Origin of the sequence: Mycolicibacterium smegmatis (assembly GCF_001457595.1) — a bacterium.
In the GTDB taxonomy this organism is placed as follows: Bacteria; Actinomycetota; Actinomycetes; order Mycobacteriales; family Mycobacteriaceae; genus Mycobacterium; species Mycobacterium smegmatis.
The window spans coordinates 5,425,671-5,439,898 of sequence record NZ_LN831039.1 but is presented as its reverse complement, the minus strand read 5'-3'; the positions used below and the strand labels follow the sequence as shown (position 1 = coordinate 5,439,898).

The 14,228-nt window shown below is 67.3% G+C and carries 18 protein-coding genes; 14 read left to right on the top strand and 4 right to left on the bottom strand.

Annotated elements, in window-relative coordinates; translation table 11 throughout:
- The first annotated feature begins 22 nt into the window (after nucleotides 1–22).
- Nucleotides 23–685, top strand: coding sequence for a transcriptional regulator DarR (locus AT701_RS26115; protein WP_051065204.1), 663 nt, complete (start codon nucleotides 23–25; stop codon nucleotides 683–685).
- Between the two features lie 163 nt (nucleotides 686–848).
- Here the strand turns inward: AT701_RS26115 and AT701_RS26110 are convergent, their stop codons facing one another.
- Entirely contained in the window at nucleotides 849–1,649 is an 801-nt protein-coding gene (locus AT701_RS26110) for a glycoside hydrolase family 16 protein (protein WP_003896743.1), read from the bottom strand.
- An 88-nt stretch (nucleotides 1,650–1,737) separates the two neighbouring features.
- Between AT701_RS26110 and AT701_RS26105 the strand changes: the two genes are divergently transcribed.
- From AT701_RS26105 to AT701_RS26095, 3 genes are all read left to right on the top strand, one after another.
- Nucleotides 1,738–1,968 (top strand): hypothetical protein, encoded by a 231-nt coding sequence (locus AT701_RS26105; protein ID WP_003896742.1) that lies wholly within the window; start codon nucleotides 1,738–1,740, stop codon nucleotides 1,966–1,968.
- Between the two features lie 62 nt (nucleotides 1,969–2,030).
- Complete coding sequence (locus AT701_RS26100) at nucleotides 2,031–2,378, top strand: hypothetical protein (RefSeq protein ID WP_003896741.1); 348 nt, start codon at nucleotides 2,031–2,033, stop codon at nucleotides 2,376–2,378.
- Between the two features lie 2 nt (nucleotides 2,379–2,380).
- Entirely contained in the window at nucleotides 2,381–2,710 is a 330-nt protein-coding gene (locus AT701_RS26095) for a DUF8129 domain-containing protein (protein ID WP_003896740.1), read from the top strand.
- Between the two features lie 7 nt (nucleotides 2,711–2,717).
- On the opposite strand, the gene AT701_RS26090 is transcribed toward AT701_RS26095, so the two are convergent.
- Nucleotides 2,718–3,914: an alpha/beta hydrolase family protein gene (locus tag AT701_RS26090; RefSeq protein WP_003896739.1), complete on the bottom strand. Its 1,197-nt coding sequence runs from the start codon at nucleotides 3,912–3,914 to the stop codon at nucleotides 2,718–2,720.
- 94 nt (nucleotides 3,915–4,008) lie between these two features.
- Here AT701_RS26090 and AT701_RS26085 point away from each other — a divergent pair, with 94 nt between their 5' ends.
- Nucleotides 4,009–4,614, top strand: a complete 606-nt coding sequence (locus tag AT701_RS26085; protein ID WP_003896738.1) for a TetR/AcrR family transcriptional regulator — start codon at nucleotides 4,009–4,011, stop codon at nucleotides 4,612–4,614.
- Between the two features lie 7 nt (nucleotides 4,615–4,621).
- Here the strand turns inward: AT701_RS26085 and AT701_RS26080 are convergent, their stop codons facing one another.
- The gene (locus AT701_RS26080; RefSeq protein ID WP_003896737.1) at nucleotides 4,622–5,695 is read right to left on the bottom strand and encodes a substrate-binding domain-containing protein; all 1,074 of its coding nucleotides are present in this window, start codon (nucleotides 5,693–5,695) and stop codon (nucleotides 4,622–4,624) included.
- 102 nt (nucleotides 5,696–5,797) lie between these two features.
- Here AT701_RS26080 and AT701_RS26075 point away from each other — a divergent pair, with 102 nt between their 5' ends.
- From AT701_RS26075 to AT701_RS26060, 5 genes are all read left to right on the top strand, one after another.
- Nucleotides 5,798–6,226 (top strand): MarR family winged helix-turn-helix transcriptional regulator, encoded by a 429-nt coding sequence (locus tag AT701_RS26075; RefSeq protein WP_003896736.1) that lies wholly within the window; start codon nucleotides 5,798–5,800, stop codon nucleotides 6,224–6,226.
- 81 nt (nucleotides 6,227–6,307) lie between these two features.
- On the top strand, nucleotides 6,308–6,592 hold the full coding sequence (locus AT701_RS36095) for an FmdB family zinc ribbon protein (RefSeq protein ID WP_014878298.1): 285 nt from the start codon (nucleotides 6,308–6,310) through the stop codon (nucleotides 6,590–6,592).
- A gap of 4 nt (nucleotides 6,593–6,596) precedes the next feature.
- Nucleotides 6,597–7,238: an AmiS/UreI family transporter gene (locus AT701_RS26070; protein ID WP_011730476.1), complete on the top strand. Its 642-nt coding sequence runs from the start codon at nucleotides 6,597–6,599 to the stop codon at nucleotides 7,236–7,238.
- Between the two features lie 16 nt (nucleotides 7,239–7,254).
- On the top strand, nucleotides 7,255–8,502 hold the full coding sequence (gene fmdA / locus AT701_RS26065) for a formamidase (RefSeq protein WP_003896733.1): 1,248 nt from the start codon (nucleotides 7,255–7,257) through the stop codon (nucleotides 8,500–8,502).
- 137 nt (nucleotides 8,503–8,639) lie between these two features.
- Nucleotides 8,640–9,248 (top strand): hypothetical protein, encoded by a 609-nt coding sequence (locus AT701_RS26060; RefSeq protein ID WP_003896732.1) that lies wholly within the window; start codon nucleotides 8,640–8,642, stop codon nucleotides 9,246–9,248.
- 100 nt (nucleotides 9,249–9,348) lie between these two features.
- Here the strand turns inward: AT701_RS26060 and AT701_RS26055 are convergent, their stop codons facing one another.
- Complete coding sequence (locus AT701_RS26055) at nucleotides 9,349–9,690, bottom strand: hypothetical protein (protein WP_011730475.1); 342 nt, start codon at nucleotides 9,688–9,690, stop codon at nucleotides 9,349–9,351.
- 147 nt (nucleotides 9,691–9,837) lie between these two features.
- Between AT701_RS26055 and AT701_RS26050 the strand changes: the two genes are divergently transcribed.
- From AT701_RS26050 to AT701_RS26035, 4 genes are read left to right on the top strand one after another with little or no spacing between them, the layout of a single operon-like run.
- On the top strand, nucleotides 9,838–10,446 hold the full coding sequence (locus AT701_RS26050; protein ID WP_011730474.1) for a TetR/AcrR family transcriptional regulator: 609 nt from the start codon (nucleotides 9,838–9,840) through the stop codon (nucleotides 10,444–10,446).
- A gap of 11 nt (nucleotides 10,447–10,457) precedes the next feature.
- Entirely contained in the window at nucleotides 10,458–11,768 is a 1,311-nt protein-coding gene (locus tag AT701_RS26045) for a glycosyltransferase (protein ID WP_003896730.1), read from the top strand.
- A complete protein-coding gene (locus AT701_RS26040) occupies nucleotides 11,765–12,964 on the top strand; it encodes a glucosamine kinase (RefSeq protein ID WP_058126876.1) in 1,200 nt (399 codons plus the stop codon). The genes AT701_RS26045 and AT701_RS26040 overlap by 4 nt, the downstream gene beginning before the upstream one ends.
- A complete protein-coding gene (locus AT701_RS26035) occupies nucleotides 12,961–13,962 on the top strand; it encodes an SIS domain-containing protein (RefSeq protein ID WP_058126875.1) in 1,002 nt (333 codons plus the stop codon). Before AT701_RS26040 ends, AT701_RS26035 begins: the two co-directional genes overlap by 4 nt.
- The last annotated feature ends 266 nt before the right edge of the window (nucleotides 13,963–14,228 follow it).

Here is a 14,228-nt window from a genome sequence, read left to right as displayed (position 1 = left end):
CGTCGGCACGGCGTGGACAACAATGCGGTCGGAAGAGGGAGTCGAAGTGAGCGCGAGCGCCGAACTGGAAATCGACGTCAAGACCCGGATCCTCGATGCGGCCGCCGACGCGTTCATGGTCCACGGGTTCGCCAACACCACCATCGACGACATCGCCGAGCAGGTGGGGGCCACCAAGGGCCTGATCTACTACCACTTCCGGTCGAAGTTCGACATCTTCCTGGCCGTGTACGAGGACGGTATGCGCCGGGTCCGCGAACGCGTCGAACCGCATGCGGGCGGAGCGGGGACCGGGCGGGAGCGTCTGGCGGCGATGTCGGTCGCGCACCTGGAGAACCTGATGACCGAACTCGGGTACCACCACGTCGTGCATCAAGGCGTGCGCTACCAGGCCTCGACCGCGCTGAAGATCCGGCAGCGCGACGCACTCGCCGCGCTCAACGAACTCCGGCGCGATTACGAGCTGATGTTCCGGCGTGTGGTGGCCGAAGGTATCGCCGACGGTTCCCTACGCGTCGTCGACGAGGCACTTGCCACCCGCACACTGCTGAGCAACCTCAACGCCGTCGACATGTGGTACCGCAGGATCGAGGGGCAGACCCTCGACGAGATCAACGAACTCGCGACCAACGTGGTCGACCTGTTGATCACCGGTATGGCGAACCCGCAGGGCCGACCTCGCTGACATCGGGCTCTGTCAAAACTGCTTCACGAGCAAGCCTCCGCCGGCGTGCCTGAGGAGTTGAGGTCCACACCTTGGGTGAGACAGGGGAGCCGGGCTTCGAGATTGCGCACATGGCTGTGCCGAGCGACGAATCACGACCGTCGGCGCGATTTCAGAAGCTGAACTACCAGACGCGCACCCAGTCGACGAGCATGTCGGCCGGGTAGGTGCCCCCGCTGGGATCGCCGCCGCCCGAGCCCGCCACCGCGAGGTTGAGCACCACGAACATCGTGTAACCCGGTTGGTCGAACGGCCAGTCGGGCAGTGAACTCGCGGCGACCTCGAAGTACGGTTGCGCGCCGTCGGTGTAGTCCAGCCAGAAGCGGGCACCCTCGGCGTCCCATTGCGTGCGCCACCGGTGCCAGCCGTTGTCGACGGCGATGTTGTGCGTCTTCCATTCGCCGCCATTGGATTTCGCATGCACCGTGGTGGCCGAGGGCCAGCTGCCGTTGCCGTACCACTCGATGATGTCCAGTTCGCCCTCGCCTGTGTTGCCCAGCCAGAACGCCGGCCAGGCGCCCGCGGTGAGGCAGTTGAACTTGATGCGGGCCTCCCAGGTGTGGCCCGCGCCGCCCTCCCATACGCTGGCGAGCTTGGCGCTGTAGTAGGTGTCGCCGTCCTTCGCCGCGCGGATCACGAGGTTGGACTTGCCGTCGAGGAAGACATTGCGGCGATCGTTGCGGTACTGGCCGATGCGGCCGGGCTGCTCCCAGTACGTCGGATCCTGGATGGTCTCGCGGGCCTTCGCGATGGTCCACTTCGCCGCACTGGGTGCCGACCCCGCGGGCCCGTCGAACTCGTCGGCGAACACATACGACGCCGCCGTCTGGTTCGGTACGGCGGCCGCACGCGGCACCGGCAGCACCGCTGCCGTCGCGCCCAACCCTGACAACAGCAGCATCTGTCGACGATCCACGTTGGCCACGATAGCGGGGGCACCTTCGTAGCATGTCCATGGCGATTTCACAGGAAACGCTTCAACCCTCCTCAGAACGTCCCGGAACAGTGGTTTCATGACCACGCTGTTCAGATCACCGCGGGGCGCGAGGCGCACCCGACTGGTGCTCGCCGGCGCTTTCGCACTGCTCTTGCTCGCGGCCGCCGCGAGCGCGCAGTGGACGACGCCTGCATCGCTCGCGGCGTTCGCTGCGGCCATCTCGGTGATCGCGGCCGCGGTAATCGGCTGGGAACACGTCGTCGTCGACGCACGCAATGATGGCCTGATCGACTTCCCCGACTCCTGAGGTTTCACGCGTTCGCCGGATGGCTATCGCTTCGTCTGAACCGATGAGGTCAGGAGACGAAGATGAGCACCGATGACAGCGTGAGCGCCAACGATCTGGGCGGCGCCGACGACATGCTGAGCCCCATGGAATCCACTGATTCCGACGATGTGCTCAACGACGACGGCGACGAGGTCGTCGACCCGCCCGACGACTGGAGCGCAGCGGACAAGCACGGCATGACCGCCGAAGAGGAGCGCGAGGGCGAGTCCCTCGACGACCGGCTGGCCGCCGAGGAACCCGACGTGACCGACGCGGTCGGCACTCCGGATGCGGACACCGAACGCGCCGAGGGCGCAGGCCGCCACCGCGGTCAGGTCGACGGCGCGCCTGAGGACGGCGAATCGCTCTACACCGTGGTCGAGGAGTGAACATGTCCGCCGAACTGCCCCTGCCGAATTACGACGAGATGGCGCTGGGCGACATCCAGCACAAGGTGCGGTCGTTGTCCAAGGATCAGGTCGAGGCGATCTTGACCTATGAGGCCGGGCATGCCGCGCGGGTGCCGGTTCTGGAGATCGTGGAGGCCCGTATGCGGGAACTGGAGGACGGTGCCGAGCCATCGTCCGGCGACCCGCAACGCGCCCCTGACACCGAGTCGACAGCGGGCGGGTCGCAGGTGCAGGAATCCACCGCGGCAGAGGCGAACACGCCGCTGCGCCACGGCGTGGCCGGACAGACACCCAAGCGCGGACGTCCCTGAACCTCGGTTACCCGCCGACGATTTCGTCGAGCCAGTCGAACACGACCTGATGCGCTCGGTGCACTGCGCCGAGGTGGCAGTGTTCGCCTGCGCCGTCGGCTTCGTAGAGCGTCACCAGGGTGGTCTTCGCGTTGACCATCGCCGCGGCAGCCCGCTCGGGTTCGTGGTCGAAGAACTGGTCGTTCTCGGCGTCGAGCACGAGTACCGGGGCGGTGATCCGGTCGGCGATGCCGTCCAACGTGTAGGCGCGGAAAGCCCGCGCCAGTGCGGCGGGGGAGTCGAGCCCGAAGTTCCACATGCCGTTCTGCATGATCCATCGAAGGCCCGTGCCGGTCGACATCATCAGTCTGAAAACGGCATTCGCGTCGTCGTCGTTGCCCTGCTCGACCCATTCGGCGAGGAACGGCGGCATGACCTTGGCCATGGCCGAGTGGAAGTCGTAGATCCCGTCGTCGACGACGACGGCGGCGAAGCGGTCTTCGAAGGCGGCCGCTCGTGCCACCAGGAAACCTCCCATGCTGTAGCCGAACACCGTGATCGCATCGGGCGCGATCTCGGATCGGGTGAGCGCGAAGTCCACCACCGGTGTCAGCACCGCCTCCCAGTCGTGGCGGAAGGTCAACCGCTGCTCGCGCAGCGCCGCACCCTGTCCGGGGCCGTCGAAAGCCAGCACGTGGTACCCGCGCGCCAGGGCGGCCGCGGCCAGCGCGACGTAGGACTCTTCGAGGGTTGAGTCGTACCCGCCGTTGAAGATCACGGTCGGCCGCGGGCGGTCGTCCACCAGGTAGAGGTATCCGGGCAGGGTGGTGTCCTCGTACGGTATTGCCACGCGCTCGAATCCGAAGTCGAACAACGCCATCGCGTCGAGGAACGTGGTGCGGGATCGATTGAACGTCTCCAGGGCTTCGGCATCCTCCCAGGGGTTTTCGCGACGGTAGAACTCCGCGGTGCGGTAGTAGTTCGAAGCCCGCAGCAGCGCCTCCCGTGCGCTCACCGTGTGACCGGCCGCCTGCGACCGGCGGCCCAGCGCCTCGACGCGTTCGGCTGTGGCCTTCCACTCCCGGAACCAGGCTTGCTCGTCACCCTCGGGGATGGCCCGGGCCGTGACCAGGACATCGCCCAGGTCAGCGCCGCCGTAGTTGGCGTATCCGGCCGCCCGCAGAGTCTCGAACGAGAAGGATTCGTCGTCGAACAGGAACTTCATCACCACTCCTTAACGAAACGGAACTGCATCGTCTCGATTGAGTATGCGCGCGCGCTCAACGGAACGCAACCGTTCCGTCTTATAGGATCGCCGCGTGGCCGAGAAATCCGCACCGCGACGCACCTCCGGCGGTCCGGTGCTGCTCGACGACGTCACCACCGCCATCGAGAAGGCGTTCTTCGAAGAACTGGCCGCCGTGGGTTACGGCCGGCTGTCGGTCGACGCGGTGGCCCGGCGTGCCGGCGTGGGCAAGGCCGCGATCTACCGCCGTTGGCGGTCGAAACAGGCGCTGGCCGCCGATCTGGTCGCCAAGGTCGCCGTCACCGCGATCGACGTGCCCGACACCGGGTCGCTGCGCGGCGACATCCGCGAATACCTCCGCAACGGCAGGGAGGCGCTTACACACCGCCTGGCGCGCAAGATCATTCCCGATTTGATCGCAGAAGCGGTCCGGGATCCCGAGTACGGCGCCCTGCTGACGGATCTGATCCGGGAACCACGGCGTGGCAGGGGATCTCACATCTTCGAGCGTGCCATCGAACGCGGCGAGATCGCTCCCGACGCCGATATCGACGTCGCGCTCGACGTCCTGGCCGGCGCGCTTTACTGGCGGCAGTCGATCCTCCAGACGACGGCCGACGACGACTATCTCGACCGCCTCACCGAAGTCGTACTCATGGCGGTGGGGATGGGGAAGTGACGCGGTCTCAAGCGTCGAGCGTCGTCAGCGTGTCGAGGATGTCGAAGTCGTAGCCGTCGGCGCTGGCGATGTAGACCTGCTGGTCGAATTGACTGTCGCGCATACACATCGGGCCCCGGGGCCCGTCGAACCCGACATCGTGCGCGGATGCCATCAGGTCCGGTATCTCGGGGGAGTGGGCCCGCTGGAAGATGGCCTCGAGCGCAAGCAGACCCTCGTAACAGGATTCGGCCATCGCGTTGAGCGGTGGCGCGTCGGCGCCGTAGCGGGCGACGTAGCTGCCCATCAGGTCCATGGCACCCGCGGTGGCCAGTGAACTGAAGTACGCCGCGGCGACATAGAGGTTTTCGGTGGAGCCGGCGCCGCTGGCCAGCAGCATGTTCTCCTCCATCAGCGGGCTGAACCGCGCCATGCGGTCGTGCCCGCCGGCGCGCGCGAACTCGCGGTTGAACAACACGGCGTCCTGGCCGACGAGCAGCATCAACACGGCCTGCGCCCCCGACGCGATGGCCTTGCGGACAGGTGCGCGGAAATCGTCGGTGCCGTACGGGACGTAGATCTCCCGTCTGAGCTCGAGGTCCAGATCTCGGCAGTACGCGCGGGCGGCCGCGGCGGAACGGCGCGGCCAGATGTAGTCATCGCCGACCAGGCACCAGGACCGGATGCCGAAGTGGTCGCGCAGCCAGGCGAGCGCGGGCGCGATCTGGATCTGCGGTGTCTCGCCTGTGCAGAACACGCCCGGTGTGCGTTCACCGCCCTCGTACAACGAGGTGTAGACGTACGGGATGCGGTCGCGGACCACCGGGGAGATGCGGTTGCGCACGGCCGAGATGTGCCAGCCGGTCACGGCGTCGAGACCGTGACCTCGCAACCGGTCGGCGACGGTCCGGGCGACGTCGTCGCCGGGCGCTCCGCCGTCGAGCACCTCGATGGTGACCTTGCGGCCCTGCAGGCCGCCTCGGTCGTTGACCTCCTTGGCCGCGAGCTCGGCCACGGCCTCGCACGAAGGCGCGAAGATTCCCGCTGGCCCTTGAAGCGGAATCACCAGCCCGACGCGGAACTCAACCTCGCCGTCCTGCACTCCAGATCACCGTCGATCCCGTGTAGTCTGCGCTTCAAAGCTTTCTAGCAGAAATAATTCATTCTGAACAGACCCCGCCGTCGACACGAGGAGACACCCACCATGGCCGCCGGACAGCAGCGCCGCCCCAACCTCCTGCTGCCGTTGGTGCGTCTGACCCACCTCGCGGAGTCGGCGATCGAACGCGTGCTCGCGGACTCGTCGCTCAAGATCGAGGACTGGCGCGTGCTCGACGAGTTGGCCGGACGGCGCACCGTGCCCATGAGCGATCTCGCGCAGGCCACGCTGATCACGGGTCCGACTCTCACCAGAACCGTCGATCGCCTTGTGTCGCAAGGGATCATCTACCGGACTGCCGATCTGCATGACCGCCGGCGGGTGCTCGTGGCGTTGACCCCGCGGGGGCGGACGCTGCGCAACCGCCTGGTGGACGCGGTAGCCGAGGCCGAGTGTGCGGCTTTTGAATCGTGCGGGCTGGACGTCGACCAGTTGCGCGAACTCGTCGACACCACCTCGAATTTGACTTCGTAACCACCCGCGCCCGGCGCGGGCGTTCACCCTTGACTTTTATTTTCATCTGGATATATTTCGGGTGAATGGAAAGGGGTGACCATGCCGACCTACACATTCCGTTGTTCCCACTGCGGTCCCTTCGATCTCACCTGCGCGATCTCCGAGCGCGATGCGGCGGCGACCTGTCCGGAGTGCCGGACGCCGGCGCGCCGGGTCTTCGGTTCGGTAGGGCTGACGACATTCACCGCGGGACATCACCGCGCATTCGACGCGGCGTCCGCGAGCGCCGAAAGTCCCACGGTGGTGAAGTCGATTCCCGCAGGCGCGGACCGCCCGCGGGCCCCGCGCCGCAATCCCGGTCTACCGAGTCTGCCGAGGTACTAGCGACATGGGTGGCGTCGGGCTCTTCTACGTGGGTGCGGTGCTCATCATCGACGGGCTGATGCTGCTGGGCCGCATCAGCCCACGAGGCGCAACACCGCTGAACTTCTTCGTCGGCGGACTGCAGGTGGTGACGCCTACGGTGCTGATCCTGCAGTCCGGCGGAGACGCGGCCGTGATCTTCGCGGCCTCCGGGCTCTACCTGTTCGGCTTCACCTACCTGTGGGTGGCCATCAACAACGTGACCGACTGGGACGGAGAAGGTCTCGGATGGTTCTCGCTGTTCGTCGCGATCGCCGCACTCGGCTACTCGTGGCACGCGTTCACCGCCGAGGCCGACCCGGCGTTCGGGGTGATCTGGCTGCTGTGGGCAGTGCTGTGGTTCATGCTGTTCCTGCTGCTCGGCCTGGGGCACGACGCACTGGGGCCCGCCGTCGGGTTCGTCGCGGTGGCCGAAGGCGTGATCACCGCCGCCGTGCCGGCCTTCCTGATCGTGTCGGGCAACTGGGAAACCGGCCCGCTCCCCGCCGCGGTCATCGCCGTGATCGGTTTTGCCGCAGTTGTTCTCGCATACCCCATCGGGCGCCGTCTCGCAGCGCCGTCAGTCACCAACCCTCCACCGGCCGCGCTCGCGGCCACCACCCGATAAGAGAAAGGGAGTCCACATGCCCGAGGTAGTTTTCAGCGTCGACCATTCGAAATCCATGCGGGATCAGGCCGTTCCCGGCCACAACCGCTGGCATCCCGACATCCCGGCCGCCGCAACGGTCAAGCCCGGCAGTGAGTTCCGGATCGAGTGCAAGGAGTGGACCGACGGCCAGATCGGAAACAACGACTCGGCCAACGACGTTCGTGACGTCGACCTCGCGCCGTGCCACATGCTGTCCGGTCCGATCAAGGTCGAAGGTGCCGAGCCCGGCGACCTGCTGATCGTCGACATCCTCGACATCGGCCCGGTGCCGCAGACCAACGGACCGAACTGCGGTGAGGGCTGGGGTTATTCAGGCATCTTCGCGAAGGTGAACGGCGGCGGGTTCCTCACCGACTACTACCCGGACGCCTACAAGGCGATCTGGGACTTCCACGGTCAGCAGTGCACGTCGCGGCACGTGCCCGGGGTGCGCTACACCGGCATCACCCACCCGGGGCTGTTCGGCACCGCGCCGTCACCGGATCTGCTCGCGAAATGGAACGAGCGCGAACGTGCCCTGATCGCCACCGATCCGGACCGCGTGCCGCCGCTGGCGCTGCCGCCGCTGGTGGACGGGACGCTCGGCGGCACGGCCTCGGGTGATCTGCTGCAGGCCATCGCCAACGACGGCGCCCGCACCGTGCCGCCGCGTGAGAACGGCGGCAACCACGACATCAAGAACTTCACCCGGGGCAGCCGGATCTTCTACCCGGTGTTCGTGGAAGGCGCCATGCTCTCCGGCGGCGACCTGCACTTCTCACAGGGCGACGGCGAGATCAACTTCTGTGGCGCCATCGAGATGGGTGGGTTCATCGACATGCACGTCGACCTCATCAAGGGCGGCATGGAAACCTACGGCGTCACCACCAACCCCATCTTCATGCCGGGCCGCGTCGAGCCGCTCTACTCCGAATGGCTCACGTTCATCGGCATCTCGGTGGACCACGCCGAGAATCGCAACGCCTACATGGACGCGACGATGGCGTACCGCAACGCGTGCCTCAACGCCATCGAGTACCTGAAGAAGTGGGGCTACACCGGCGAGCAGGCCTACCTGATCCTGGGCACCTCACCGATCGAAGGCCGCATCGGCGGCGTCGTGGACATCCCGAACGCATGTTGTTCGGTGTTCCTGCCGACCGAGATCTTCGACTTCGACATCCGCCCCGGCGGCAAGGGCCCGCAGAAGGTCGATAGGGGGCAGGTCGCCGTCACGTCCTAGATCGCACGACGCCATGGGCCGGGATCCGCGGATCCCGGCCCATCGGTGTTTTGCCGAACGCTCAGCGGTCATCCAGCCACATCCCAGGCCCAGATCGTTTCTCCAGATGAAGCATCTGTTGGTCAGGAGGTGGCGACGTGACGAGCGCACCGAGAATTCACCGCACGACGACCGTGGCGCAGCTGCACGCGCTGCTCGACCACCATTCGCCCCGACCGACCTTCCAGCAGCGCGTCGACGTCGACGAATTCTGCGGCGGCATCCCGCAGGTGCCCGCGCACGCGCCGTCGGTGCGCATCGGGAGGCACTGGGTGAGTTTCGCCTGGCTCGCCGTGGGTGCGCTCGTCGCGCTGGCGGTGATCGTCGCGGTCGCGATGCAGTTACGCACCTACGGTTGGGTGCAGAGTTTCATCGCGCACTATCCGGGCACGTCGGCGAGCTATGCCCAGCCTGTCACAACGGGTTTCCCGGCATGGCTGCGATGGCAGCACTTCTTCAACATCGTCTTCATGATGTTCATCATCCGGTCGGGCCTGCAGATCCTGGCCGATCACCCCAGGCTGTACCTCAACGCCGGATGCCGTCCCGGATCGGAGTGGTTCCGGATGAGTCACGCGGTGCCGGCCGACCGCACCGACAAGAGTGACCCACCGCGGGTGTGGACCTCCAAGGACGACGCGGTGTCGTTGCCGAAGTGGTTGGGAATTCCCGGTCTTCGGCACGCGGTCGGCCTGGCGCGCCTGTAGCGCTGAGCGCTCCACCGAAACTGTAGTTGTCGAGCGCACTACTCGAACAACCGCTCGACAACTACAGTTTCGCGGCGTGGCAACCGGCGGCAAGTGGCCGTCAGTAGTCGGGTGTGTCGACGTCCTGGAGTTCTTCCTCAGGACCCGTCTGCTCGACCTGCCCGGGCAGCTGGGGCATGACCGGGCCTGCCTCGTTGCCGGTGGACGGCTGGCACTCGGCACCGGTGACACCGGGCGGGCACTCGTTGGCCGCGGGCATGGCGACCGGCGCGGGGGAGTTGGGGACCAGAACCGGCGTACACGTGCCGGTGTACAGGTCGCCTTCTTCTCCGCTGGGGCATTCCGCGGCGGCGGCCTGGAACGGCACGGCAACGGGAGCCAGCGTGGCGGCCGCGAACGCGGCGGCGATGAGGAGTTGTCGAGCAGACAGCAGGGTCGGCATGCGGTTGCGCTCCCTTCGAGTCCTGTATTCGAGTTCAGGAAAGTTTATCGCTGCGCGGGACAACCACGATGTAAAAGCTGGATAAAAACTGCATCGGAGTTCAGGAAAACGCGCGCGCCGGTCGCGGATCGTTGGCAGCATGGCGCTGTGCCCGTCAGCCGAGCCGAACGTCGCGAGAAGTTGCTGCGCGCTGCCCAGAGCGCGGTGATGAAGCACGGCGTCGATGTCCAGCTCAAGCAGGTGGCGGCCGAGGCGGGCCTGACACCGAGCGCGGTGCTCTACCACTTCCCGGATATCCAGACCCTGCTGATCGAGGCCAACCGGGCCGGTATCGAGCGCTTCTACGATGCGCGGCTGCGCGCCGTCGCGGGGGATGCGCCACCGGACCGCAAGCTGGTGACGACCATCGAATCCGGGCTGCCGGTCGACGCCGACGACCCCGACGTCAAGCTCATGTGCGCGCTCGGCGGCGCGGCCGCACGTCACCCGGCCTACGCCGTCATGCTGACCGCGCTGTATGACCGTCAGGTCGCGATGTACCAGGTGATCCTCGAATCCGGCGCCGCCCAGGGTATTTTCGCGCTCACCTCGTCGTCGCTGGCCGTCGCGCGCAACATCGTCGCGCTCGAGGACGCCTACGGCTACCGGATGGTGGCACGGCACCCCAGCCTGGATGTCGACACCGCCGTCGACCTGATCTGTGACTACGCGCGGGTGGCCACCGGCCATCCGCTTCCCCGACCCGTCCGAACCTGAAGGGGCCCATTGTGAACACCTCCGACACGCTGAAGATCATGTTCTGGCCCGAATCCGCCTACGGCCCCACCAATCAGTGCATCGGGCTGGCGGCCGTCCTGCGCGAACGCGGCCACACGATCGTGTTCGCCGCGGAGAGCTCCTGGGCCGGCAAGCTCGCGCCGTTCGGATTCATCGAGGAACTCGTGGATCTCGCCGAACCGGCCGCGGGCGGCGAGGACGAGGATCCGGGGAAGTTCTGGACCGACTTCATCGCCGAGACCGCACCGGAGTTCCGCAAGCCGACCATCGAGCAGTTGCAGACGTTCATCCAGCCGACCTATCAGGCGTTGATCGACGGCGCGAAGTACTGCGAACCGCGCCTGCGCGAGATCATCGAAACCCACCGGCCCGACGTCATCGTCGAGGACAACGTGGTGCTGTTCCCCGCGCTGGCCACCGCGGGCGTCCCGCTCGTGCGGATCGTCTCGTGCAGCCCGCTGGAGATCACCGCTGCGCAGGTGCCGCCACCGTTTTCCGGCCTGCCGAGTGCTGACGATGCCGAATGGGCCGCCTACCGCGCCGAATTCGACCGTACCCACCGCGCCATGTGGACCGACTTCAACGCGTGGGTGCAGGCCCAGGGTGCCGACCCGCTTCCCGAGCTGGAGTTCATGCCGCGCGACAACGCCGCGAACCTCTACGTCTATCCGGCCGAGGCCGACTACACGCAGGTCCGTCCGCTCGACGGCACGTGGATCCGCATGGATTCCAGCGTGCGCGAGACCGACGAGGACTACACCGTGCCCGAGCATCTCGCCGACCGCCCCGCCGACAGTGGGCTGATCTACCTGTCGCTGGGTTCTCTGGGCGGTGCCGATGTCGAACTCATGCAGCGCCTCGTGGATGTCCTGGGCAAGACGCGGCACCGGTTCATCGTCAGCAAGGGTCCGCAGGCCGACCAGATCACCCTGGCCGACAACATGACCGGCGCGCAGATGCTGCCGCAGACCAAGGTGATCCCGCAGGTCGACCTGGTGATCTCACACGGTGGCAACAACACCGTGACCGAGACGCTGCACTTCGGCAAACCGCTCGTCGTGCTGCCGCTGTTCTGGGACCAGTACGAAAACGCCCAGCGCATCGACGAACTCGGCTTCGGCATCCGGCTGGACACCTACGGGTTCGCCGATGCCGAGCTGACCGACGCGGTGGACCGCCTGCTCGCCGACACCGAACTGCGCACCAAGCTCGACGGCATCGGTGCCGCGATCCGTGCCAGGGACGGCCTGCGCGTGGGGGCCGACGCCATCGAGCGTGCCGGCCTGGAACATCGGGCGTGATCGAGCTCGACCGGCTCGACCTCGGTGGCGGGCGCCGTCTGGTGATCACGTCCGAACCCGATGCGGCAGTGCCGCAGGTCCGTGACGCCGACGGTCACTGGCGTCGCGCGGGACCGGGCGACGGGGTCGCCGAGGCGATGCTGGATGCCCTGAACCAGAACCCGGGCACCACGAAACACGGCAATTTCACGCTGCTTTCGTGGGCTTCGCAGACTGCGCGGGGAGAGCGCCCGATCACCGTCGACCAGACCAACGAGTCGGTGATCGTGGGCGATGCGGCCGTCGTCAAATGGGCCACGCACCTGCAGGAGGGACCCCACCCTGCGCCTGCGCGCATCAAGGCGTTGCGCGGCAACGGTTTCCGGGGGATGCCGATGCCATGGGGGCTGGTGACGTGGCAAACCGCCGACCATCCCGAGACCCTGGTGGTCACCGTCGACGAATACCTGCCCGACGCCGTCGACGGGTGGACGTGGGCCGTCGCGCTGGTCACCGATGCCGCACAGGATCGCGCCGCCGTCCCCGCGCTGGTCGACGCGGTCACCGCAGTGGGGTGTGTCGTCGCGGAACTGCATGCGGCCCAAGCGGACACGGCCCGCCCGGCCACCGCGGCCGACGCGCGGTCCTGGCGCGAAGCCGCCCTGGAGACCGTCGAGACCGCCGCGACACTGGGCACCTCGGTGAGCGGCGAACTGCTGCGGGCCCGACGAGAAGACGTCGAGGCCGTCGTCGGCACGCTCGGCGACCTCGCGGGCATCCCTGTGCTCGCGGGCCACGGTGACCTGCACGTCGGGCAGGTGCTGCGCGCCGGTGGCCGCTACGTGGTCACCGATTTCGACGGCAACCCTGTGCTGCCGGCCGAAGCACGGGTCAAGCCCGTCCCCGCCGCGCTCGACGTCGCGGGCATGGCGCAGTCGCTGGCCCACGTCGCGATCGTCGCCCGCAAGTACACCGAGCTGGCCCCCGCGGCACTCGCCGACGTCGACCGCCTCGCCCGCACCACGTTCGTCGGCGCGTACACGGACCGGCTCGAGACACTCGGCCACCGCTCGGTCTACGACCCGGCGCCGCTGCGAGCGCTGCGGCTGCAACAGGTGCTTCGGGAGATCATCTATGCAGCACGCCATCTCCCACGCTGGATGTACGTACCCGACGCGGCACTGCCCGCCCTCCTCGACGAAGGGACAAGCACGTGAACCCCGACGCGTTCGTCGCCGATCTGGAACGTAAACCGGCCGTCCTCAGCCGGCTCGCGACCAGCCTCGCCGCCGGCAATCCGTGGGCCGACGTGGTCCCGCCGGGCATCGAGCGGGTGGTGCTGATCGGCATGGGGTCGTCGGCCTACGCCGGTGGCGTGGCCGCCGCACGCATGCGGGCCCGCGGCCTGGTCGCGGTGTCCGATCTCGCGTCGTCGTCACTGCTGCCGCGCTGGGGCGCTGGCGCCCTGGTGGTCGCGACCTCGGCGACGGGCGGATCGGTGGAAACCCTCGACGCGCTCGAGCGCATGCAGGCAGCCAACCCGTCCGCGACCTTCGTCGCCCTCACGAACACGCCGGGTTCGGCGCTCGCGCAACGGTGCGGCGCAGTCGTCGACCTCGCGGCCGATCCGGAGGAGGGCGGCGTCGCCTGCCGCACCTACCAGCACACCGTCGCGATGCTCATCGCCCTCGAGGAGCAGTTGTCCGGTGGTGACACCTCGGCGCTCGCCGGGGCGGTGGCCGCGTCGGCAACCGCCAGCGCACACCTGCTCGACACCGAGGACTCGTGGCGCCCACGCGTCGCCGACCTACTGCTCGGTCCGGCGGGCACACACCTCGCAGCCCCGGCCCACCGGTTCTCGTCTGCTCAACAGGGTGCCCTGATGCTGCGCGAATGTCCCCGTCTGCCCGCGGTGGGCTGCGAGACCGGCGACTGGAGCCACGTCGACGTGTACCTGACCAAGACCACCGACTACCGCCTGCTCGTGTTCGCGGGATCCCCATGGGAACAGCAACTCGCCGAGTGGACGACGATGCGGAAGACCACGGTGGTGGCCGTCGGTGGCGACGTCCCCAGCGCGCAGTTCACGGTGCGCTACCCGGGCGACACAGATGACGACGCCGGTGATCTCGTGCGCCTGCTGACCGAGGTGCTGATACCCGAACTCGTCGCGGCCCGCGCCTGGCAGGAGTCGGCGCGTAATCGGACCGCTTAGGCGCAAGGGTTGCCACACTGAAAGTATCGGTTACCCGAACATTTACATTTGATGGCTCTGAGCAGCAAACTTGTCATCCCCGCGCGATGAATTTGAACCACTAAACAAGTTGCTGCTCGCGCCGAGCGTGGGTAGTCTGGCCGTTGCGAAGGGGAGTAGTTCCTGCCCGTCACATCCGGTGGCGGATGCGGTTGGTCGACATACTGGCGCAACGCGGCGCCCGGCCAATCACCGAATTCATTCGGCGAGCGAGACCTTCGGCCGTA